The organism is Rhodococcus sp. NBC_00294, from assembly GCF_036163995.1.
In the GTDB taxonomy this organism is placed as follows: domain Bacteria; phylum Actinomycetota; class Actinomycetes; order Mycobacteriales; family Mycobacteriaceae; genus Rhodococcoides.
Genome location: NZ_CP108043.1, coordinates 293,075 through 316,774 on the forward strand (window position 1 = coordinate 293,075; position 23,700 = coordinate 316,774).

Annotated in this window: 15 protein-coding genes; 9 read left to right on the forward strand and 6 right to left on the reverse strand. The window is 70.8% G+C overall.

Annotation, left to right across the window (positions count from 1 at the left end):
• Positions 1–5: 5 nt before the first annotated feature.
• Positions 6–5,651 carry an IniB N-terminal domain-containing protein gene (locus OHB23_RS01340; protein WP_328810678.1) on the reverse strand — a complete coding sequence of 1,882 codons (5,646 nt, stop codon included), beginning with the start codon at positions 5,649–5,651 and terminating at the stop codon, positions 6–8.
• 353 nt (positions 5,652–6,004) lie between these two features.
• On the opposite strand from OHB23_RS01340, the gene OHB23_RS01345 reads away from it, so the two are divergent.
• From OHB23_RS01345 to OHB23_RS01370, 6 genes are all read left to right on the forward strand, one after another.
• Positions 6,005–7,825, forward strand: coding sequence for an Hsp70 family protein (locus tag OHB23_RS01345; RefSeq protein WP_328810679.1), 1,821 nt, complete (start codon positions 6,005–6,007; stop codon positions 7,823–7,825).
• Positions 7,822–9,765: a LuxR C-terminal-related transcriptional regulator gene (locus OHB23_RS01350; RefSeq protein ID WP_328810680.1), complete on the forward strand. Its 1,944-nt coding sequence runs from the start codon at positions 7,822–7,824 to the stop codon at positions 9,763–9,765. Before OHB23_RS01345 ends, OHB23_RS01350 begins: the two co-directional genes overlap by 4 nt.
• Positions 9,762–10,847, forward strand: coding sequence for a hypothetical protein (locus tag OHB23_RS01355; protein WP_328810681.1), 1,086 nt, complete (start codon positions 9,762–9,764; stop codon positions 10,845–10,847). Before OHB23_RS01350 ends, OHB23_RS01355 begins: the two co-directional genes overlap by 4 nt.
• Positions 10,848–11,011: 164 nt before the next feature.
• Positions 11,012–12,106 carry a hypothetical protein gene (locus OHB23_RS01360; RefSeq protein ID WP_328810682.1) on the forward strand — a complete coding sequence of 365 codons (1,095 nt, stop codon included), beginning with the start codon at positions 11,012–11,014 and terminating at the stop codon, positions 12,104–12,106.
• Between the two features lie 201 nt (positions 12,107–12,307).
• Positions 12,308–13,579 carry a S1 family peptidase gene (locus OHB23_RS01365; RefSeq protein ID WP_442973053.1) on the forward strand — a complete coding sequence of 424 codons (1,272 nt, stop codon included), beginning with the start codon at positions 12,308–12,310 and terminating at the stop codon, positions 13,577–13,579.
• 458 nt (positions 13,580–14,037) lie between these two features.
• A complete protein-coding gene (locus tag OHB23_RS01370; protein WP_308115504.1) occupies positions 14,038–14,376 on the forward strand; it encodes a hypothetical protein in 339 nt (112 codons plus the stop codon).
• Positions 14,377–14,446: 70 nt separating this feature from the next.
• Here OHB23_RS01370 and OHB23_RS01375 read toward each other — a convergent pair whose 3' ends face one another.
• Positions 14,447–15,130: an ammonium transporter gene (locus tag OHB23_RS01375; RefSeq protein ID WP_222633020.1), complete on the reverse strand. Its 684-nt coding sequence runs from the start codon at positions 15,128–15,130 to the stop codon at positions 14,447–14,449.
• A gap of 493 nt (positions 15,131–15,623) precedes the next feature.
• Here OHB23_RS01375 and OHB23_RS01380 point away from each other — a divergent pair, with 493 nt between their 5' ends.
• The 3 genes from OHB23_RS01380 (at position 15,624) to OHB23_RS01390 (ending at position 20,245) form a co-directional block, all read left to right on the forward strand.
• Positions 15,624–19,004, forward strand: coding sequence for a (Fe-S)-binding protein (locus tag OHB23_RS01380; protein ID WP_328810683.1), 3,381 nt, complete (start codon positions 15,624–15,626; stop codon positions 19,002–19,004).
• A gap of 325 nt (positions 19,005–19,329) precedes the next feature.
• Positions 19,330–20,085 carry a type IV toxin-antitoxin system AbiEi family antitoxin domain-containing protein gene (locus tag OHB23_RS01385; protein WP_328810685.1) on the forward strand — a complete coding sequence of 252 codons (756 nt, stop codon included), beginning with the start codon at positions 19,330–19,332 and terminating at the stop codon, positions 20,083–20,085.
• A complete protein-coding gene (locus tag OHB23_RS01390) occupies positions 20,072–20,245 on the forward strand; it encodes a hypothetical protein (protein ID WP_328810686.1) in 174 nt (57 codons plus the stop codon). The genes OHB23_RS01385 and OHB23_RS01390 overlap by 14 nt, the downstream gene beginning before the upstream one ends.
• Before the next feature lie 90 nt (positions 20,246–20,335).
• Here the strand turns inward: OHB23_RS01390 and lhgO are convergent, their stop codons facing one another.
• From lhgO to pnuC, 4 genes are read right to left on the reverse strand one after another with little or no spacing between them, the layout of a single operon-like run.
• Positions 20,336–21,514, reverse strand: a complete 1,179-nt coding sequence (gene lhgO, locus OHB23_RS01395; RefSeq protein WP_328810687.1) for an L-2-hydroxyglutarate oxidase — start codon at positions 21,512–21,514, stop codon at positions 20,336–20,338.
• A gap of 16 nt (positions 21,515–21,530) precedes the next feature.
• A complete protein-coding gene (locus tag OHB23_RS01400; RefSeq protein ID WP_222640661.1) occupies positions 21,531–21,998 on the reverse strand; it encodes an SRPBCC family protein in 468 nt (155 codons plus the stop codon).
• Entirely contained in the window at positions 21,995–23,047 is a 1,053-nt protein-coding gene (locus tag OHB23_RS01405; RefSeq protein WP_328810688.1) for an AAA family ATPase, read from the reverse strand. The genes OHB23_RS01400 and OHB23_RS01405 overlap by 4 nt, the downstream gene beginning before the upstream one ends.
• A complete protein-coding gene (pnuC, locus tag OHB23_RS01410) occupies positions 23,044–23,673 on the reverse strand; it encodes a nicotinamide riboside transporter PnuC (protein WP_037186937.1) in 630 nt (209 codons plus the stop codon). Before pnuC ends, OHB23_RS01405 begins: the two co-directional genes overlap by 4 nt.
• Positions 23,674–23,700: the final 27 nt, after the last annotated feature.

A 23,700-nucleotide genomic window follows, 5' to 3' on the forward strand; every position in this document is an offset into this window, starting at 1 on the left:
GGTGATCAGTTGGCGTCTCCCGCGTCGGCCGCGTTGTCATCGGCCACAGCGCCGGTGTCGAGGCCGTCGTCCGCGGAGCTCAGTCCACCGCCGAGGGTGTTCGACAGGCCGTCGGTCAGGCCACCGGTGAGTCCGCCGCCGAGCCCGGAGACGGTGTCGGTGAGGCCGTCGCCGACTCCGTCGACCGCCGCCGCGGGGCCGTCGAAGGCACCCTCGGCGTCGACGTCCTGCCAGGAGGTGGCCTCGCCGGCGATGTCGCCGCCGAGTCCGCCGTCCGTGGTCACTGCGCCGAGCGCGTCGCCGGTGACGTCGGTGACCGCGCTCAGGCCCAGTCCGTCGGTCGCTCCGGTGACGCCGCCGAGCACGGCGTCGGTGGAGTTCTGGAACTGGCCCACCGCGTCGGCGGTGGCGTCGATGCCGCCGTCGAGTGCGCCGGTGAACTCGGACGTGTTGTCCAGTCCGCCGGTGACCTCGCCGTCGGGCGAGATCTCGAAGCCGCCGAAGACGCCGCCCGCGCCGGTCGCAGCGCCGGTCAGGCCGCCCTGCAGCTCCGAGCCCAGCTCGAGCCCGCCCTGCGTGACGCTGTTCAGGCCCAGCCCGAGGCCGCTGGCGAGGCCGCCGCCCAGGCTCGCCACCGCACCGGTGACCGCGTCGGGATCGGTGACCGCGCCGCCGACACCGGTGAGGGTGCCGTCCAGTCCGCCGGCGACCGCACCCACGGCGCCGAGGCCACCGGTCAGGGTGGTCAGTGCGCTGAGGCTGCCGTCGAGGCCGGTGTTCGCGTCGAGCAGTCCGCTGATCGGCAGACCCTCGGCGTCGAGCGCGCCGCCGGCGGAGACCGCCGTGTCGAGTGCGGCGTCGAGCATCGTGGTGAGGTCACCCGTGGCTCCGAGTGCCGTTCCCAGAGACGCCACCGGATCGCCGCCGCCGGCGATGTCGAGCAGAGCGCCGAAGGCTCCGCCGAGCTCCGCACCCGCCGTGCCGCCGACGCCGAAAGCTGCGGTCAGCGTCGCGGGCAGGTCGCCCAGGGCGCCGGTGTCCACGCCGCCGACGAGGCCGAGCGCCCCGTTGAGCGCGGTGCCGAACTGGCCGACCGGGTCGGTCTCCAGGTCGAGGACACCGCCGACGTTCAGTGCGTCGCCGAGTGCGGCGGAGACGATGCCGCCGAGGTCACCCTCGAGCAGTCCGTTCGCATCCAGATCGGCGAGCACCGTGCCGCCGAGCACCGTGCCCAGTGCGGTTCCCAGTCCTGCTGCGGCTGCGCCGCCCAGTCCCAGTGCCGCGGCCAGGCTGCCCGTGAGGTCCGGCAGCTCCGTGTCGGGCAGGCCGACTCCCGCGACCAGGCCGAGGCCGGTCGAGACAGCGCCGCCGAGCAGGCCGGCGAGGTCGGCGTCCAGATCGAGATCCGGAGCCGCACCGAGCACCGTGCCGAGCGCGGCGTCGAGGTCCAGCCCACCGGCCAGCAGTGCACCGAGCTGGGCCTGCAGATCGGCGGTCAGGGAGCCCCCGAGAGCGGCACCGAGAGTGGCGCCGACCGTGGCGGCGACGTCGCCGCCGGCGGCCAGAGCACCGCCGAGTGCAGCGCCGACCGTGGCGGCCAGATCTCCGCCGACCAGGCCGTCGAGATCGAGCGCCCCGCCGAGTCCGAGCGCCGTGTTCAGGGCGCCGGCCAGGGTGGCCGCACCCTCACCGGTGATGCCGAGAGCGGCGGTGACAGCGGCACCCAGATCGGCACCCGCGGTCAGGTCGGTGACGCCGGCGAGGACGCCGCCGAGGGCGAGTCCGAGTTCACCGGCAGCGTCGCCGCCGAGGCCGAGAGCCACGCCGAGGGCGGTGGACAGCTGCGCCGCCACATCGCCGCCGAGCAGTGCCTGCAGGTCACCGGTGAGCAGCCCGCCGGCGCCGAGGGCAGCGCCGAGCGAACCGGCGAGCGCACCGACGATGTCGGTGTCCAGTGCGCCGGTCAGGCCGCCCAGCAGGTCGGCGTCGAGCAGACCGCCGACGGCTCCGAGCCCGTCCAGATCTGCGAGCCCGTCGAGATCGACCAGCCCGCCGAGTCCGAGTGCGCCGCCGAGGACCGTGCCGAGTGCGGCGTCCAGATCGACGCCGCCGCCCAGCAGACCTGCGAGCTGTGCGCCGAGGTCGCCCGACAGGGCGGTCCCGAGCACGCCGCCGAGGGCGGCGCCCACGTTCGCGGCCAGCGGGCCACCGGCCGACAGTGCTGCGCTGAGCGCGGCTCCGACGGTGGCGGCGACGTCCGCGTCGGCACCGAGGATCGCGGTGAGGTCGAGACCGCCCGCAGCTCCCAGCATCGCGTCGAGTGCGCCCGAGAGCGTGGCGGCGGCATCGCCGGTGACACCGAGTGCACCGGCGAGGACCAGTCCGAGATCGGCGCCGGCCGTGAGGTCGGTAGCCGCTCCGACGAGCCCGCCCAGTGCCAGGCCGAGGTCGCCACCCAGTGCGCCGCCGGCGCCCAGGGCGCCGGAGAGTGCGGCGCCCAGGACGGCGGTGAGGTCGCCGCCGAGCAGTGCGGTGAGGTCGACGTCGGTCAGGCCGCCGACGTTCAGTGCGGCGGCGAGCGTGGTGCCGAGCGTGCCGACCAGGCCGGCGGCCGCGTCGGCACCGATGCCGAAGACCCCGTCGAGGTCGAGAGCGCCGCCCAGGACGGCGGTCAGTGCGGTACCGAGATCGGCGCCGCCTGCCAGCAGTCCGGTGAGCTGGGCGCCGAGGTCGGCGCCGAGCACGGCAGCGAGGGTGGTGCCGAGTGTCGCGCCCAGTCCTGCGGCGACGTCGCCACCGGCGGCGAGTGCGCCCGTGAGCGCAGCCGTGATGTCGGCGCCTCCGACCACACCGAGTGCGGCGTCGAGCGCGCCGGCGAGCTGCGCGGTGAGTCCACCGGTCAGGTCGCCGTCGAGGCCGAGGGCCGCGGTGAGCGCCGCTGCGAGGTCGGCGCCGAGGACGCCGTCCAGGTCCAGACCCGCGGTGACCGTGCCGAGCACGTCGCCCAGGGCCGGGCCCACGTTCGCCGCCACGTCGCCGCCGGCCGCGAGAGCCGTCGCGAGTGCGGCGGAGAGCTGCGCGGCGAGGCCGCCGGTCAGCAGGCCCGCGAGATCGGCGTCGAGCAGACCGCCCGCACCGAGCACGGCTGCGAGCGAGGTGCCGAGCGTGGCGACGAGGTCGCCGCCGAGGCCGAGGGCACCGGACGGATCGAGGACACCGCCCAGCAGGGTGGTGAGGCCGGCACCGAGGTCCAGACCACCGGCGAGCAGGCCGACGAGCTCGGCGCCGAGGTCGCCGGACAGGACACCGCCGAGGGCCGCGCCGAGCGTGGCACCGAGGTTGGCTGCCACCGCGCCGCCGGCGGCGAGAGCGCCGGAGAGTGCGGTACCGAGGGTGGCCGCGAGGTCCAGGTCGCCGAGGACGCTGAGGTCGTTCAGCACGTTCAGGTCGCCCAGCACGCCGAGTCCGCCGAGCAGGTCGAGATCGCCGGCCAGGCCGAGGACACCGTCGAGAGCGGCACCGAGCTGAGCGGTGAGGCCCGCTGCGAGTCCACCGGTGAGTCCTGCGCCGACACCGAGTGCGCCGGTGAGGGCTGCGGCGAGGGTGGCACCGAGTCCGGCCACCGCGTCGACGTCGAGACCGCCCGCCACGTCCACGAGTCCGGCGAGCACGCCGCCGAGGGCGAGTCCGAGGTCGCCGCCCAGGTCGCCGCCGACCGCGAGAGCGCCGGCCAGCGCGGCAGCGAGCTGAGCACCGAGATCGGCACCGAGCAGTGCGGTCAGATCGCCACCGAGCAGGCCGCCCGCACCGAGGAGAGCCTCGAGGGAACCGCCGAGCGTGGCCAGGACACCGGCACCGAGGCCGAGTGCGCCGTCGACGTCGAGCAGGGCACCGAGATCGGCGAGAGCGCCGATGTCCAGGAGGCCGCCGAGGCCGAGAGCGCCGTCGAGGATGGTGGCCAGTGCCGCACCGAGGTCCAGCTCACCGGCCAGCAGTCCGACCAGCTGAGCACCGAGGTCGGCCCCCAGGACGCCGCCGAGGGCGGCACCGAAGGCCGCGCCGAGCGTGCCGGCGACGGTACCGCCGGCGACCAGCACGCCGCTGAGGGCAGTGGAGAGAGTGGCGCCGAGCGTGGCCGCGATGTCGGCTCCGCCGGCCAGGGCGGCCGCGAGGTCCAGGCCACCGGCCAACTCCAGGACACCGTCGAGCGCGGCTCCGAGCTGCGCACCGATACCGCCGCCGAGGCCGAGCACACCGGCGAGGGTCGCGCCGAGGGTGCCGCCGACGCCGAGAAGAGCGTCGAGGTCGAGTGCGCCGGACAGGCCGGTGACGGCTCCGAGGAGCGCGCCGAGGGAGGCGCCGAACTCACCGGCGACGTCTCCGCCGGCAGCGAGGGCTGCGACGAGAGCCGCGGAGAGCTCGGTGGTCAGCGTGCCTGCGAGCGCGGCGACGACGTTCGCGTCGAGGATGGTGGTCAGCGTCGCGCCGAGATCACCGGCGACGTCGACGGCAGCGGCGAGTGCACCCGAGAGAGCAGCGGTGATGTCGGTGGTCACACCGAGCGCGCCACCGACGACGACACCGAGCGATCCGGCGACATCGAGTCCGGCGGTGAGGGCGGCGGCCAGATCGGCGCCGAGCGAGCCACCGGCGGTGACCGCTGCGCCGAGCACGCCACCGAGTGCGGCGCCGACATTCGCGCCGAGCACACCGCCCACCGAGAGTGCGTTGGAGAGAACGCCGGACAGACCGACGACGGCGTCGAGGTCGAGACCGGCGACGGTGCCGAGCACGGCGTCGAGGGCGGCCGTGAGCTGGGCTCCGGCACCCACGCCGAGGCCGAGCGCTGCGGTGAGCGCACCGGCCAGGGTGGCGCTGAGGTCGACGAGCGTGTCGAGGTCGAGGACGCCGCCGAGGGCGAGGAAGGCGTCGAACGCCGCGCCCAGTGCGGCACCGAACTCGGCGGCGAGGTCGCCACCGAGGGAGAGTCCGTTGGCCAGGACGAGGGCGAGGACCGTGGTGAACTGGCCCGCGATGTCGAGGTCGCCCAGGTCGATGAGGCTGAGGTCGAGTCCGCCGAGCAGGTCGATGTCGCCGATCCCGCCGAGGTCCAGCGAGGCCAGGTTCAAGCCGCTGAGGTCGAGCGAGGCCAGGTTCAGGCCGCTCAGATCCAGGTCACCGAGGTTCAGGTTGCCGATGTTGCCGATGCTGCCGATCGCCAGGCCGCCACCGATGAGGGTCGGGCTGAAGGTGAAGCCACCCAGGTCGAAGCCCCCGAAGTTGTTGTTGCTGAAATTTCCGTTGTTGTTGTTGTTTCCGAAGTTCACCGCGTTGCTGCCGAACGTGGGGCCGCCGACGGCGACGTTGTTGCCGCCGAAGACGGTGCTGTTGTTCACGCTGCCCGCATTCACGACGGTCGAGTTCACGACGTTGGAGGAGCTGCCCGCGTTCACGATCGAGGCGAGACGCGATCCGCCGGCGAACAGTCCGGACTCGGCGACCATGGGCGCCACGGCCACGATGTCGGCGTGGCACACGTCGGGCAGGCCGGCAGCGTCCAGCGAGGCCTGGGGGTTCGCGCAGTAGGCGGCGGCGGCCTTGTCGTCGCGAAGAAGGCTGAGGATGAAGTCGAGTACGGCGTTCGTGGCCATCGGGATCTCCTGGGTGTGTGTGAACCGGTGTCGGCAGACGGTGTGTGTGCAGGCGTCGAGGTGGTCGGGCCGACTGTCTCGGCACGTTGAGATCAAAACTAGGTCGACTAGTGAGGTGTCCCAACGGGGCGCAGCCCCCTTCCTGCACCCCGGGGGTCGCCCCGGGGCAGATCGGGGTGACTAGGGGGCATAGGGGATAGGACCGCTCTACTCTTGTGACCTGTAACGAAACGGACCATCGGGACGACAGTGCCGGTGGACAGCTACGGCGTCACGGCGACGTGCCCGACAGCAGGTCCGACACAGCCTTGACGAGCACGAATATCGACGAACACGGAAACGGAGTCGGCGCCATGGCAACGGATCAGGGACGATCATCAGGTCTGGGACTGGACGTCGGCTCGAGCACCTCGACGGCGGTCGCCGTGGACGGTCCGGGACACCTCGGTGACGCCGTCACCGTCGTGCGGTCCACCGCACTGTCGGTCACGCCCGACCGTGAACCCGCCCTGGCCGCGCCGGGCACCGTCGACACCACGGCCCTGACCGGCTTCGCCGGCCGCGTCGGCGATCCGGTCGCGCTGGTCACCGAGGACGGACGCAGCTACACCGGCGACGAGCTCTACGCGACGACGCTGGACTGCCTCGTCCGCGAGGCACGCACGGCCGGCGCCGACGACGATGCCGCAATCGTGGTGACCTACCCGACGTCGTGGCCCGAGTACACGGTGGACCGGCTGCGCAACGCGGCTGCCCGCCACGGCCTCACCGACGTCACCTTCGTTCCCGACGCTCTCGCCGCGACGGCATGGATGCAGCAGTCGCCGGACGCGGTGGCGGACGGCGTCGTGCTGGTCGCGGACCTGGGTGCGAGCGCCCTGACCGTGTCGGTCGTGCGCACGGGTGCCGATTCGGCGATCCTCGGACGCGGTGCGCGCAGCGAGGACGTCAGCGGCGCCCACATCGACCAGGTCGTGTTGGCGCACGTGCTCGACAACGTCGACTCGTCGTCGCTCGATCCCTTCGATCCCGCGACGGTCGAGGCCCTCACGACCCTGCGCACGCACTGCGCGACGGCCAAGGAAGCACTGTCCTCCGACACCGAGACGGTCGTGCCGGTGCACCTGCCCGGCATCGACACCGACGTGCGACTGGTGCGGTCGGAGATCGAGGAACTACTGCGCGAGACGTTCGACGACGTCACCCGGGTACTCGGCGAGGCGCTGCGCACCGCGGGTGTCGACGGCGACGCGGTGGACCGTGTGCTGCTGGTCGGCGGCGGCGCGTCGATCCCCATGCTCACCGAGACCGTGTCCTCCGCGCTGCGCAAGCCGGTGACCGTCGGCGAACAGCCCGCGGCTACCGCCGCAACCGGAGCCGCACTGCTCGCCGCCGACATCGCTTCTGCCGGCGCAGAACTGAACCGCCCGGGCGCAGCGGCACTCGCTGCCGTCGCCGCCGGTTCCACCGTCGACGACGACGAGACCGACCTGCTCCCTCCGGTCACCGAGCGCCCCGCCTCGGCCCGAACCTCCACGCCCGCACCGGTGTCGCGCTTGGCACACGCCAAGGACGCCCCGTCGCGCGGTAAGCGCACCGCCGTCATCGGTGGCGTCGCCGCTGCCGTGATCCTGCTGGCCGCGGGTGGCCTCTCCGTCGGCACCGGCCTCGTCGGCGGATCGTCGGAGAACACCGGCCCCTCCACCAGCAGCGCGGTGGCCCCGGCCGCCGCGGACGGTTCCGTGAGCGCGACCCCGACCACCGCCGCCGCCGGCGTCGACCCCGTGACGGGACAGCCGCGCACCACCGGAGCCGCCGGAGCGCCGACCAGCGGCGCCGCAGCAGCACCGGGGGCTGCGGCTCCCGGCGCGACCGCGCCCGGCTCGACCGGATCGGCCGCGGTACCGGGCGCCACCGCGCCGAACGCTGCTGTGCCGAACGCACCGGCGCCCCAGTTCACCGCTCCGAGCGTCCCGACGGTCCAGGTACCGCAGGTGCCCCAGGCTCCGGCCTACACCGCACCCTCGCTGCCGCAGTACACACCGCCGAACGTCATCGGCGGAGTCACGGACGGCCTCGGCGGTGTCGTCGGAGGCGTGGGTGACACCTTGGGCGGTGTCGGCGCCGGTCTGGGCGGTGCAGTCGGAACGCTGACGAGTCCCCTCGGACTGTGACTTCGCCCGACGAGCGATCGGCCCTCGACGCTCTGCTGTCCGCGCACGATCACACCGCCCTCGTGGTGGTGACGCTCGCGTCGGTCGGTGTGGCCCCGGATCCGTATCTCGTCGCCGATGTCGCCGACGTCCCGATGCCCGACGCCGCCGCCGCCGTGGAGCGCACCCGGGGCTGCGGGGTCCTGTCCGACGAGGGCCTGCTGTCGGACTCCGCGCGCGGTGCCCTGCGCGTGGTGATGGGCGAGCACGGAATGCTCGGCGTGCTGCGTCGCCTGGCACGGGTGCACCTCGACAGTGGCGGTCTCGGTGGTGATCTCGCGGTCTCGCTCGCGGATGCGGGTCTGCGCGATCCCGATCTCGCACAGCACCTGGTCGGATTGGCCTCCGCCGCAGACCGTCTCGCCGCACGACGACTCTGGGACGCGGCCTCCGCGGCGGGTGCGCAGGGCACCGACATCTCCGTGCCCTACGCCGACGCCCTGCTCGCGAGCGGAGATCTCGACACTGCGGCGCTCACGGTGGACGCGGTGCTGTCCGCCGAGGCGCCGTCACCCGACGGAGTACGCGGAGCCGTTCGCGTCGCCTCCACGGTCGCACTGATGCGCGGCACCGCGTCGCACGCCGCCGACCTCTACCGGTGGCTCGGGCCGGACCGCATCGGACCGGATGCGGCGTACGCGGTGACGACGCTTCTCGCCGTGGGGGACGCCGACTGCGCCGCGACGTTCGTCCGCGCGCACGGCGGCCTCCGCCCCGTCCCGCCCACGTCGGCGAACGCCCGCTCGACGCTGGTGGCCCGCGGGCTCCTCGACTCACTGACCGAACCCGCCACTGTGGCAACGGGTTCGCTGCTGCGCGCCGCCTCGATGGCCGACACCGCGGTGGGCGCCCGGGCCGAGCCGGAACATCCCGCGGTGATCGCGGCACTGATCGCTCTGCACACCGGCGACCCCGCCACCGCCCGAGCGGTGCTGACCGAGACCATTGCCGCGGATCCGGGATGCGCGGTGTCCACGCGGTGCCGTCTGCTGCTCGCCTGGTCGGCACTCGTGGCCGGCGACACGGGTGTCGATCCCACCTCGGGCGTCGACCCGGCCACGCTCCCCCAACGGGACGCCCTGTCCTACTTCGCACTTCGCGTCGCCACCGCCCGCCGACGCGGAGATACCGGCGCCCTCATGTCCGCGTGGCAGGAGGCCCGGCGCACCGTCGCGGAGGCCGAACCCGATCTCTTCTCCCTCATCCCGCTCGGTGAACTGTGGCTCGCCGCAGTGCGCCTCGGGGACACGGCACGCATCGCGCACTCCGTCTCCGCGGCCACCGCACTGGTCGCCTCGCTCGACGAACCACCGACCTGGGCGGCCACGTGGCACTGGTACGGCGTGCAGGCCGCCATCCTCGGCGGCGCCCCGGCCGACCTGCTCCCCCACGCTCGTGCGCTCGGCTCGTTCGCCGACCGCAGTCCCCACGCCGCAGCACTCGCCTCCGCCGGCAAAGCATGGCTCCGCGTCCTGCAGGGCGAGCCCGACGTCGCCGAGGTCGAGACGTCCGCTCGCACCCTGGAGAAGTTCGGGCACGCCTGGGACGCGGCGCGGCTCGCCAGTGACGCCGCCCTGCGTGTCGCCGACACCCGCGACGCCACCGCCCTGCTGCAGATCGCCCGCGACATCGGTGCCGTCGCGGCGACGGCCGAGCCCACCGAGCCCGGTTCCGCGTCGCTGGGGGCGCTGACCGAGCGCGAGGCGGAGGTGGCGCATCATCTCGTACTGGGCCTGACGTACCGCGAGATCGGCGCCCAGATGTACATCTCGGCCAAGACGGTCGAGCACCACGTCGCACGGATCCGTCGACGTCTGGGAGCGCAGTCGCGCTCGCAGATGCTGTCGATGCTCCGCGCGGCCGGCTACGCACAGGACAAGGAACGACGGGTACACGCATGAACACCGGGCACGACGCCGCACCGATCACCCGAGCCACCGGGATCCACATCACCGATCTGACGTCGACGGCCGTCGTGGTGTCGACGACCTCGGGTGAACTGGTCCGCGTGCCGGTGACGGCCGAGACGGTCCTCTACCTCCTGCCCGACGGCACGACGACCCTGCACCGGCCCGACGCGCTGACGGCGGACATCGACGTCGTCGATCGCTTCATGGCTCGCGTCGGTGACCCGTCCGGCGTGGTCTCGTCCCGCGGCGTACCCATGCGCGCCGAGGACCTCGTCGCGACCATGATGTTCCTGCTGCTCAGTGAGACCGTCGACGCCGGCGAGGACGTCCGCGTCCTCACGGCCGGAGCTGCCCATCCCGCCGACTGGTCACCCGAGCGCATCGCCGCGCTGCGGGAGGCGCTCGACTTCGTCGGACTCACCGCGCTGACGCTGCATCCCGAGTCGGCCGATCCCCACGCCACCCTCGGTGCGTCGGAGGAACGGCTGGCGGCCGCCGCGGCCGCCGCACGTGCCGCCGCCGGGCTCGCGCCGACGACGGGGGCACCGCTGCTCGCGACCGCTGCCGCCTCGACAGCCACCGACAGCGGTGCATCGACGTCGACACCGCGCGGCCCCCTCGCCCTCCTCGTGGCGGCCGCAGTCGCGACCCTGCTGATCGTGGGCGGCGGTATCGCCTACCTCGCGTCCGATCGGACGGTCAGCACCGCGGTTCCGGCCGTCGAGGACGCCGCCGGTGTCACAGCGCGGCCGACGACGACTCGTCCCGCCCCGTCCACCAGCATCGGCTTCCCGACCGTCGTCCCCGGCGCACCCGCGCCCGTCGAGGCCACACGTGCACCTGCTCGGATCACCACGACGGTGCCCCCGCGCGCACCGGACCCCGTGCCGGCACCCGCGCCCGCTCCTGCTCCCGCCCCGGCTCCGGCACCCGAGCCGGCACCCGAACCCGTGCCGAGCGACCCGCCCGTCGTCGTGGAGCCCTCGCCCACCAGTCCGTCGCCGTCACCGTCGCCCGATGCACCGATCGAAGACTCGGACGAGACCGCGGACGACCCGCCGACCGGCGGCTGAGTGCTTCCCGTGCGCGTTGTGCGTGCCGCGGGATGCGCGAAGCGCGCACGGGGGGCGGAGCCCATCGGGTACCCCCTCACCGTGACGACCGGTACGGTGATCGGACGGGTGCTCGCGGTCGACGTGGCACCGTGTCTGCAACTCGCCGAGGGGGTCGAGTCCGAATGAGCGCGCGCAGCCAGGGGTTCGACGGACCCCGGGTCGACAAGACGATCCACCTCGTCATGGCGGTGACCGATGCCGAGACGGCCGTGTCGGTCGACATCGACGGTGGTACCGAGCTGTTCGAGTGCCCGACGGCGGTGGGCCTGGACCCCGATGGACGCGTGCGCCTCGATGACTCCGACCAGGGCGTTCGCGGTTTTCTCGTCGCGGTGGGCGACCCTCGCGGACTCGGCCTGGCCGACGGTCGCGTGGTGCGCGCCGAGGATCTCGTCGCCGGATTCGTCCACGCTCTGACGGGCATGCTGTCGGAGCTCTACTCTCTGCCCGCCGACGCGCGATGCATGCTGCTCCACCCTGCAGGACTGTCCGCCGACTCGGTAGCCGCGTTGCGGGACGCCCTCGATTACGTCGGTCTGCAGGACTGCTCGCTGGCTCCCGCGATGTCGGAGAACCCGGCGGCGGCCGTTCGCGCCGCAGCCTCACGTCGGTCGTCGCCGCTCACCTCGGCGGCCTCGAACAAGGCATTCGCGGCGATGGTGTCCGACTCGGCCACCGGTAAGACCGCTCACACTCGACCACATAGGAGAACACCCACGCGCGCGGCGGTCTCGGTAGCCGCGGTGGCTCTCGCGTTCCTCGCCGTCGGCGGCGCCGTGGGCACCCACGACCTCGACTCCAGCTCGGTCGCGCCCCTGAACTCGCAGCAGGCCATCACGCCCGCCGCTCCCGTCGTGACGTCGTCGTTGGACAGCACCACGACGTCCGCCGCGCCGCTGCCCGTCCAGGAGCAGGCACCGGCTCCGGTGCAGGAGGCCCCGGCTCCGGAGATCGACACGCTCGACCCTGTCATGGAGACGATGCCGCCCTCGCTGCCGGAACCCAGCGGCCTCACCGACATCGTGGAGCCGCTCGATCTGTTTCCTGATGGTGGGATATTCGGTGGAGTCGGGTCCCCACCCCCTCCAGACACCACCACCACGACGGCACCGTCCACGACAATCGCCACCACGACACCGGAAACCTCGGCCTCGGAGACCACTGCCCCGGCCCGGTCCGTCTCGCGTACCTCTCCCGGTTCTGTGAACCGTCCCTGACGCTCGTCGGGCGCCGGAAACGCTCAGGATGATGCCCTATGCTCGTGCGCTGGCATCGGTACCTCTGCGAACCATGTGCGGACCCGACGGGCCACGGACTGTCACCACTGCGAAGGGAACTTCTTGCGTAACTCGGCGGCCACAGCGGCCACGGGCCAGAGTCACTCCGAGTCGAGCGGCGCATCTCGCAGCGCACGGGTGATGGGGGTGGTGGGCGCGTCGCTGCTGATGCTGAGCCTCGGCACCGCCACTGCCGGCGCAGCACCCGCGTCGGCGGCTCCCGAGCAGCTGTCCGCGGATCGCCTCCCGTCCGAGTTGGTCGACGCCGTGCAGCGCGATCTGCACATGTCGCCGCAGGAGTACCTCGACCGCGCTGCCGAGGCGCAGAAGCTTCGTACCTACGCCGACGACTTCCGTCAGCAGCGCCCGGCGGACTTCGCGGGTGCCTGGATCGGCGACGACGGCGTTCCCGTCGTCGCGGTCACCACCTCGGAGGCCGCGAGCCAGGTGGCGCAGGACGGCTACCGCAGCCGCCAGTCGCCCGTGTCGGCGGACACGCTCGAGCAGTCCCTCGACGACTTCGGTCGCTGGGTGTCGGGTCTGCCCCGCGAGGTCTCGTCACAGATCAATTCGGCGGCTGTCGACGTGCTCGGCGGACGGGTGATCGTCGACATCGCCAACAGTCCGATCGGGCGCGCACTGAATCTGCCGACCGCCATCGCCAACCTCCAGGTGCAGCTGTCCCCACCCGCTCCCGGTCCGACGCCTCCGCCTGCCGTGATGGGCGGCGACGACTACGTGACGTCCGCCGGCGACATCACCACCGCGCCGCTCGAGGACATCGAGATCTGCTCGTTCGGGTTCAGCGCCACCGACGGGGCCGGCACGCCGGTCAGTCTGTCTGCGGGACACTGTGATCCGGGCAACTCCGCCTCGGTCTACCTGCCCAATCGTGACGACATCCGCGCCAGTACTCCCGTCGGCGACTTCACCACGTCGAGTGTCGGCGGCGGCGACGGACTCGACTACTCCGTCATCGCGCTGAACGACGCCGGCGTGGCCGCGGGGCTCGACCAGCCCACCGTGCGGGGAGCCAACGGCACCGCCCTCACGATCACCGGAACGGCCTCGCCCGTCATCGGTGCCCCGGTGTGCAAGTCCGGTCAGGCGTCGTCCTTCACGTGTGGTCTCGTCGCTGCGGACCGCGTCGAGACGCAGCTCTTCCTGGGTGACGGCGACAGCCGCACGGTGCGTGGATTCGCCAGTACCGCCTGCACTCTCGCGGGTGACAGCGGCGGCGCCATCGTCACAGGGACACTCGCACTGGGCATCACCAGCGGATCCAACAGCGGCGCTGCTCCGAGCTGCGGCGAGGCGAACCTGGCCTTGGCTCAGTACGGCGGAACCGCCAGCCTGGGCATCCCTGTCGACGCCGTCACCGCGGCCACCGGAACGACCGTCCGCACATCGTGAGATAGCACAACGTTCGGTCTCCTTGGTGCGGTAATGTCACGTGTCGAGGCGAGGCGCCTCCGCGCCTCGAGTGGGTGCGTTTCATTCATGAAAGGCCCGACATGGATTTCTTCGAACTTGCTTTCACGGTGATCGGTTACATCGTGCAGATCGTCTCGAATGCCGGCGTTCTGAGCTGACCGACTGCGCAGTGATCGCAGCCCGTCGTCTTCGGACGGCGGGCTGTCGCCATTTCTGGAGGGAACCAATATGACACGGGCGCATCACTTTTCGGATTCCGTCGCGTAACGCACTCTGGTCACAGTGGTATCGTGGGACACGCGCAGTCCACTCCGTCACCAACGTCGGTGACGTCCGAGTGTCGACCGTTCCGTTCATCCCACGAGGAGGTGTACCGCTGTGCTGCGCTGCGTTCGATACCCGATGACCTTCGGCCGTTCCCCGAAGGAGGTATCGCTGTGACCGACATCGCCGATTCGTCACTCCCCCGCGAGACTCAGTCCCCCGCCGCGATCTACACGGCGGCGAAGATGTCGTCTGCTCGGGCGGCCCTGAGTTCCGTTGCCCGCGATCCCCGACTCGCCGACGCTTCCGTGCTGTTGGGCGCGCTGTCGGTGGTGGCGTTCTGGAGCTTCGGCTTCGGCGTTCTGCTGGGCATCGCCGCGCTCGTCGCCGGCGTCCTGGCGACACGCGTTCCCGATGCCGATCGCGCAGACACCGTCATCGGACTGCTCACCGGAGCCGTCGGTGTGATCGCGGGTGGCATCTTCCTCGCCGCCGCCGTTCCCTGGCTCTGATCCACTCCGCCTGAAACGAGAGAAGGCCGCCACCCGATGGGTGGCGGCCTTCATCGTGTTCAGCCGTAGATCAGTTGGCCCACTGCGTGGTGCCGGGAGGAGCCAGAAGGGTGTTCACGAAGTCGACGCCGGCAATTGCCAGAGTCGGTCCGCCGACGACGATCGTGCCGATGATGCCGCCGAGCGTCGCGCCACTGGGAATTGTGAGCACGCCGAGCGGGCCGGCGACGAAGCCGATAGCGCCGAGACCCGCACCGATGATCGTGCCCGTGAGGCCGCCGACAGCTGAGGCGAGCCCGAGCTGAGACGCGAAGTTGTCCTGCGCCTTGAGGTTCTCAGCAGGCGATGCAGCATTCTGCTCGAGCGAAACGGGCGTGAGGCCCATCGGTGCTGCGAGGTTCGGAATGAGCTTCACGGTGCGGCCCTCGTCGGTGTACTCGACACCGTAGGGGAACTCGATGCCGTTGAGGTTGAACGACAGCGGGAGGCTCAGGACGTCGTTGCCCTCTTCGTCCTCGAGGACGACGGCCTTGCCGTCGTCGGACGCACGGAACATACCGGCGTCGACGGTGGTGACGACGCCACCGGCCTCGACGCGCGACGCCCAGTTCAGCTCGGAGTTCTCCGCGGGAGCACTCTCGGTGGTCGTCGCGGAGGGGGTGGTGGTGGCCGGCTGCGCGTACGCAGTACCAGTGGCCACGCCCAGGGAGGCGATCGCGATCGCAGAGGTTGCGACGAGTCGACGCAGTGTCATCTAGATGTTCCGTTCGTTCAGGTTCGTGGTGTCGGACCCCGACACGAGCACTGTAGCGGTTGACAGGGACACAACCGAATATCAGGTCCGTTTTCAGTGCTCGATCCGGGAATTGTCCGTGTGAACAGCCACGATGTGACCTCACCCACGGACGAGGTGGCTCGTGAAGGGTAACAAAATGGTCGCGATGAGGGGCGACTTCCTCGGCGGCCCGAAGTTACCCACGAGGCAAGTTAGGAATACCTGTGCGCGAGGCCTGTCGCTGTGCCGTAATACGGTAGGGCTCATCGCCTGTGTAGGACGGACCAGCCCTCCGTCCGACCTGCGGTGATGTCGACCGAAATGCTAAGTTACCGATCGGTAGAACCCTTGTGGTTACCGGCTGGTAACTTCGAGTGGGACAGATGCATCCGGGCTGACCGTCGGACCGCCCCCTGTGGCCGGCCGGAAGCGTAGGGCGACGGAATGGCCGTCGCCGAAGAAAGGCAGCGTCATGAATGCCCTGACGATCACCCTCGGCACCGTCGGTGCCCTGCTCAGCATCGTGTGTTGGGCCTACTTCTTCCGCGGTGCCGCGATGATGGTGCGATCCATCGCGCTGGGACAGCCGGACAGGACACGTCTGCGACCGTTCGTTCCGCGGTTCAAGCAGATGTGCATCGAGTTCGCTGCGCACACCCGGATGAACAAGTTCCGCTCCGTCGGCTGGGCGCACTGGTTGGTGATGGTCGGCTTCATGCTCGGCGCCATCCTGTGGTTCGAGGCCTACGGGCAGACGTTCAATCCCGAGTTCCACTGGCCACTCATCGGTGACCTCGCGATCTACCACCTCATGGACGAGATCCTGGGCCTGGGCACCGTCATCGGCATCGTGACGCTGATGATCATCCGGCAGCGGAACCACCCTCGCTCCCCCGAGCGCCTCTCCCGCTTCTCCGGCTCCAACTTCCGTGCCGCCTACTTCGTCGAGTTCGTGGTGCTGCTCGAGGGCCTCGGCATGATCTTCGTGAAGGCCGGCAAGATCGCCACCTACGGACACGCCAACCCGTGGACCGACTTCTTCACCATGAACCTGGCCAAGCTGCTCCCCGCGAGCGCGGTGCTGGTCTCGATCTTCGCCTTCGTCAAGCTCATGTCCGGCATGGTCTGGCTGCTGATCGTCGGACGCAACATCACGTGGGGTGTCGCATGGCACCGGTTCAGCGCGTTCTTCAACATCTACTTCAAGCGTGAGGACGACGGCGGAGTCGCGCTCGGCGCGGCCAAGCCGATGATGTCCGGCGGCAAGGTCCTCGAGATGGAGGAGGCCGACCCCGACGTCGACGCGTTCGGTGCCGGCAAGATCGAGGACTTCACCTGGAAGGGCTGGCTCGACTTCACCACGTGCACCGAGTGCGGCCGCTGCCAGTCGCAGTGCCCGGCGTGGAACACGGGGAAGCCGCTCTCACCCAAGCTGCTCATCACCTCGCTCCGCGACCACGGCAACGCCAAGGCGCCGTACCTGCTCGCCGGCGGCCGCAAGGACATGGCGGGCGACGAGGTCGGCCTGGTCGACGCGGACGGCAAGCCGGACGAGGCCAAGCTCGCGAAGATCCCGCAGGCCGCCCGTGACGAGGCCGAGCGCCCGCTGGTCGGCGAGACCACTCTCGACGGCGGTCTCGGCGGAATCATCGATCCCGAGGTGCTGTGGAGCTGCACCAACTGCGGCGCCTGCGTCGAGCAGTGCCCCGTCGACATCGAGCACGTCGACCACATCCTCGACATGCGTCGCTACCAGGTGCTCATCGAGTCGGAGTTCCCCTCCGAACTGGCCGGCCTGTTCAAGAACCTGGAGAACAAGGGCAACCCCTGGGGCCAGAACGCCAAGGACCGCACCAACTGGATCTCGGAGCTCGACTTCGACGTGCCGGTCTTCGGCCAGGACGCCGACAGCTTCGAGGACTTCGAGTACCTCTTCTGGGTCGGCTGCGCCGGCGCCTACGAGGACCGCGCGAAGAAGACCACCAAGGCCGTCGCGGAACTGCTCGCCACCGCCGGCGTGAAGTTCATGGTGCTCGGCGCCGAGGAGACCTGCACCGGTGACTCCGCTCGCCGCGCGGGCAACGAGTTCCTGTTCCAGCAGCTCGCGATGCAGAACATCGAGACCCTGAACTCCGTGTTCGAGGGTGTCGACGAGAGCCGTCGCAAGATCGTCGTCACGTGCGCGCACTGCTTCAACGCACTCGGCAACGAGTACCCGCAGGTGGGCGGCAAGTACGAGGTCGTGCACCACACCCAGCTGCTCAACCGCCTCGTGCGGGCCAAGAAGCTGGTGCCGGTGGCGTCGGTGCAAGAGGACGTCACGTACCACGACCCGTGCTTCCTGGGACGCCACAACAAGGTGTACGACGCACCCCGCGAGCTGATGGCGGCGTCGGGCTCCACACTCAAGGAGATGCCGCGTCACGGCGAGCGCTCCATGTGCTGCGGCGCCGGTGGTGCTCGCATGTGGATGGAAGAGAAGATCGGCAAGCGGATCAACATCGACCGCGTCGACGAAGCGCTCGACACCCTGGGCGGCAGCACCACCGCGACGCAGAAGATCGCGACCGGCTGCCCCTTCTGCCGTGTCATGCTCAACGACGGTGTCACCGCACGCCAGGAGGCCGGCGGCAACGACAACGTCGAGGTCATCGACGTCTCGCAGATGCTGCTCAGCTCGATCACGCGCCTGGACTCCGCACAGCTCGGCGAGAACATCAAGGTGGTGCCGCGGGCCAAGCCCGTGGTCGTCCCTGCCGAGGAGCCCGTCGACACCCCCAGGGCCGAGTCCGTCGCCACCGAGGACGTCGCCGCCGCCGAGGAGAAGGGCCGAGTCGAGGAGATCGAGACGGCTGCTGCGGGTGGCGATCCCGCTGCCCCCGCGCCCGGCAAGGGTCTGAAGATGAAGGGCCTGGCCAAGGCTCCGGGCGCCAAGGCACCCGGTGCGAAGGCTCCGGCCGAGCCCGCCGAGTCGCCCAACGCCGACGGTGACGACGCAGCCGACGCGTCCAAGCCGAAGGGCCTCGGCATGGCCGGCAAGGCGAAGGCACCGGGCGGCAAGGGGCTGCAGCTCAAGGGTCGTCCTCCGGGCGCGAAGGCACCGGGATCTGCCGCAGCTGCTCCGGCCGAGAAGCCGGAACCGACCGACGCTCCCGCCGAGACGGCCAGTGAGGCATCCGAGTCGTTGCCGACGGTCAAGCCCAAGGGTCTCGCCGTGAAGTCCGGGTTCAAGAAGCCCGGCGCAAAGGCACCGGGTTCTGCGGCTCCTGCTTCTGCGGCTCCTGCTTCCGAGGCTTCTGCCGAGGCACCGTCCGAGGCTTCTGCCGAGGCACCGGCACAGGCGGCCGAGTCGATGCCGACCGTCAAGGCCAAGGGTCTCGCCGTGAAGTCCGGGTTCAAGAAGCCCGGCGCCAAGGCACCGGGTTCCCCGGCGGCTGAGGCACCGGCGGAGGCTTCTGCACCCGCACCGGCGGCCGAGGCACCGGCGGAGGCTGAGGCCGAGGCACCGGCCCAGGCGTCGGAGTCCATGCCGACCGTCAAGGCGAAGGGTCTCGCCGTGAAGTCCGGGTTCAAGAAGCCCGGCGCCAAGGCACCGGGTTCCGCGGCACCCGCCGCAGCGCCCGAGCCGGAGGCACCTGCCGAGTCGGAGGCACCTGCCGAGTCGGAGGCACCGGAGTTGGCGGCACCCGCAGAGCAGGCACCCGAGGAGACGGCCGCTCCTACGCCGGAGTCGAACGGTGCTGCCGAGTCGAACGGTGCTGCGGAGCCCGCAGACACCCCGGCGCCGCCGCAGCCGAAGGCCGGTGGGCTCGGGTTCAAGTCGGGAGCGAAGGCGCCGGGCAAGAGGTCCTGACCGAACACCCGTTGCAGTAGCCGAACACCCTCTCCAGCGTGCTGGGGAGGGTGTTCGCGTTGTGTGCGGTGTGCGGCTCGGGACCGCACTCCCCGCACCGCAGAAGGCACCACAGGCCCCGCACCGCAGAAGGCAGCACCCGGCACGCGGCTCCGCTCCCCCAGAGCCACACACCACTTGCCGCCTCAGACACCCTGTCCGGCGTGCTGCGAGGGGTGTACGCGTCACGGACTCTGTGCAGCTCACGCATCCACAGGCCTCGGGCCATCCCCAGCGCGGAACCTGAGCCCCGCCCGAGCACCACCGGTGCGGCAACGATCGGGGCATGGCTCGCATCATCACGCGCTCTCAGGCATTGACCGACGGATTCACCGACTCCGAGCTCCGCCGATTCTGCCGCGACGGCACCCTCACCCGCCTGCGCCGCGGGGCCTACGCGGGTGCGCGTGACATCGAGAATCTGACCGACACCGATCGGCACCTCCTCGTCGTGCGGGCCACCATGGCGCGCGCAACCGCCCCCGACACCGTGTCGAGCCACGCGAGTGCCGCCCTGCTGCACGGGATCACGCTGTGGGACGTGCCGCTGGGCACCGTCCACCTGACGCGGAACCGTAGAACCGGGGGTCGCCGCGGACAGCTCCGCACAGTGCACGCATCGCCTTACGACCCGGACGAGATCACCGAGGTGGAGGGCCTCCGCGTGACCACTGTGGCCCGCACGATCGCGGACCTGGCCTGCAGCCTCCCGTTCGAACAGGCGGTCTGCGCGGCGGACGATGCGGCGCGGCGGCTCGGGGTACTCGGCACGGAGGTGGCCGCTGTGCTCGCCCGACGGCCGACCCGTAACGGCCACGCTCGCGCGCTGCGGGTGGCTCGGTTCATGAACGCGGGAGCGGAGAGCGTCGGCGAGTCACGGAGCCGCGTACTGCTCCACGAGTCGGGCTTCGTCGTCGAGGTGCAGCGAATGGTGCACCTGCGCGAACAGATCTCATCGCGTGGACTTCTTCCTGCCCGAGTCGAACGTGGTGGGCGAGTTCGACGGGCGCGTGAAGTACGGCCGCCTCGTGCCCACGGGTGACACTCCCGCTGACGTGCTGTGGCGCGAGAAGCTCCGGGAGGACGAGATCCGCGACACGGGGTACGAGATGGCGCGCTGGACGTGGGGCGATCTGGAGTTCCCCGAGTCGATCATCGGGCGGATCCGCCGCGCCGAGGCGCGATCCTCACGCCGACCGTGACATCCACACCCCCTCCAGCCTGCGGAACGGGGTGCAGCTCAACGCAACCGGTGCACGACGCCACAAGCAGCACCCGACGACACACCGCCCCTACCGCGCCCCCTCCAACTGCCCGGCGATGTGCTCCGCGATACCCAGCGCCGCGGTGGCGGCGGGTGAGGGCGCGTTGAGCACGTGCACCTGGCCGGGCCGCTGTTCGTAGTAGAAGTCGTCGACCAGTGCACCGCTGCGGTGGATCGCCTGCGCCCGCACTCCCGCATGGGTGGGGACGAGGCTGTCCGAGGGCAGGTCCGGCACCAGCTCGCGCAGACTGGCGAGGAAGCGCGCGGACGACACCGACCGGGCCACCTCCTGCGCTCCGGTGCGCCAGTAGCGCCGACCGAGTCGCCACAGCCCTGGCCATGCCAACGCGTCGGCCACGTCGCGCGGCGCGATGTCGCGCCACCGATAGCCCTCGCGCGCCAGTGCGAGAACGGCATTCGGTCCGGCATGAACGGTGCCGTCGATCATGCGGGTGAGGTGGACGCCGAGGAACGGCAGCGTCGGGTCGGGCACCGGATAGATGAGCCCGCGCACCAGGTGGCTGTACTGCGGTGCCAGTTCGAAGTACTCGCCGCGGAACGGCAGGATGCGGACGGCCGGGGTGACTCCGGCCATGCGGGCGATGCGGTCGCTGTGCAGTCCGGCGCAGTTCACCAGCAGGTCGGCGGCGATCAGCGTCTCCGACTGCCCTGTGCGACAGCGCACCTCGATCGATCCACTGATCGCGACGACCTCGGCGCCCAGCACCACGTCACTGCCGGCGTCTTCGATCTCACGTCGCAGCCTGGCACACACCGCCCGGTAGTCGATGATGCCGGTGGACTCCACTCGCAGCGCCGCCACCGCGCGCACCGCGGGTTCGTACTCCCGCGCCTCGTCCGCGGTGATCATCCGGCACGGCACCCCGTTGACGGCGCCGCGCTCGGCCAGGGCTCGCAGTGCCGGTACCTGCGCCTCGGTGGTGGCGACCACGAGCTTGCCGCAGACGTCGACGGGCAGGTCGTGCTCGCGGGCGAGGTCCCGCATCGACACGGAACCGGACACGGCGAGCGTGGCCTTGAGGCTGCCGGGCGCGTAGTAGAGACCCGAATGGATGACACCGGAATTGTTGCCCGTCTGATGAGTCGCGATGTCCGACTCCTTGTCCAGCACCGTCACCCGGTACCCGCGGCGCACCAGCGCCCGCCCCGTCGCGAGGCCCACGATGCCGGCCCCGACCACTACCACGTGCTCACCGTGCATGTCAGGACTCGACGATCGCCTTGATCGCGGCGAGCGTGCGGGGAATCCCGTCGAGTGCGGCGGTACGGCGGATCTCGATCTCCTCCTGCGCGCGATCGCCGAACTTCGTGTGGAAGTACTCGATCCCCTGATCGGTGAACAGCCACGATTCGGTGAGCTGCGTCGAGTTCTCGTCGATCGCCTCGAGGGTGTATCCCCACCGCACGAACGAGTCGCCGACGAGCCAGGCGAACTCGGTGCCCGGGATGGCGACGGCGACGGTCGAGACCGTCTCCCAGGTGCGGTCGGCGGTGACGTTGCGCCCGGTGAAGGTGGACCCGACCACGTCGGCGCTGCCGCCGTCGTTCCACCAGCACTCCTGGCAGATCGGGCTCCACTCCCCGGTCCGGGTGACGTCGGAGACGAGGGCGTACACGGCGTCGGGCGACGCGGCGATCACGATGGAGTCGGAATGCTCGAGTGCGGTCATGCCTCGAGTATGCCGCCGAGCGGCGCCGTGAAGGTGGTTCGTCGCCGAAGTTCCTGCTCCGCCACCCGGATCGCCAACTGCAGGCGCTCCTCGCGGCTGCCAGTGAGCAACACCCAGGACCGGCCGGTGCGTGTGAGCGCGTCGAGGAACCACCCGGTCATCTCCGCCCGCACTTGTTCACCGTCACGAATACCGTCCTGCACGAACGGAACTCCATGATGATCCGTCACCAGATACAACGCGGGTCGATCGTCGGCGACGGCGTGGTGTGACTCGGGGCCGAGGTAACGCCGCTCCCACACCGTCGTCGCGAACGCGTCGGTGTCGCAGATCAGCACAGGCGATCCGCGCCGCGCTGCCGCGTCCTCGTGGGCAGTCTGGGTGCGCGCGATGCGGGCGAAGTCGTCACCGGTCCACACGATGTCGTCGACCGATCCGACCTCCGCGACCTTGTCGAGGGTGTCCTGCCGGCCGAACTCGTCGACGCACTCGGTGTCCGACCACCGTTGTCGAAAGTGTGCAGCCAGCGCTCCGGCGACGGTGGTGGTGCCCGTCGACTCGGAACCCACCACGACGATGCGTGTCGTCAGACCGGCGCGGGCAGGCGCGTCGAGGCAGCGCCACGAGGCGGCGAGGTCGCGACGACACGCGGTCCCGGACACCGGGAAGGTGCTGCGCGGCAGATCGAACGGCACGTGTCGAGCGTCGAACCACCGCGCCAGTTCCTCGCCGTACGGCTCGCTGGTGACCACCACGTCGACGGGCTCGTTCCCGACGGCCGCGCGCATGCACGCCACCTGGGCCGCCCACACGGCCCGTGAGGTGTGGTCGATCGGTGCGTCGCAGACGATGCCGGTGATCGTGACCGTCTTCTCGCCTGCGTGCGACTCGGTCATCCACGCCACACGGTCTCGCAGAGACACCGACTCCACGGTGGCTGCCATCACCACGACGGTCACCCGGTCGGCCACCGTGGCGGCGAACCGGACCATCGCGTGGTGACCGACGTGCGGCGGATAGAACTTGCCGATGATCAGCGCGTGCCTCATGCCGGCACCTCGACGGCGGCGGGGGTCATCGACCGTGTCCACGCTCGCAGCCCGGCAACGCACAGCGCGATGAATCCCAGATAGAGAACACCGGTCAGCACCAGGTCCTTGTAGAGGTAGAGCGGCACGTACACGACGTCCGCGGCGATCCACAGGAACCAGGACTCACGACGCTTCGTCACCTGGCCCCACGTCGCCAGCAGTGACAGCACGGTGGTCACCGCGTCCCAGAACGGCACGACCGACGTCGTCGCGGTGTCGAGGAACCACGTCATGGCCAGCGTGGCCGTCACGCCGACGGCGCCGAGCCACCACCATTCCCGACGGCTGGTGGACGTGACCACCAGCGGCCCCTGCGTGCCGCCGCCGACCCACAGGACCCATCCGGACACGGCGAGAGCGATGTAGACGAACTGCAGCGCCGCGTCGGCGAACAGCCCGGCGCCGAAGAACAGCAGGACGAACGCCAGATTGTTGGCGATACCGATGGGCCAGTTCCACACCGACTGCCGTGCGACCAGGACGACGCAGGTGGCGCCCGTGACGAATCCGACGACCTCGACCCACGACGTGGGTGCCCCGAAGGACACGAACGCGGTGGATCCGAGCCACTCGATCAGGGTCATGACGCCTCCTTAGCGTGATTATGCGCT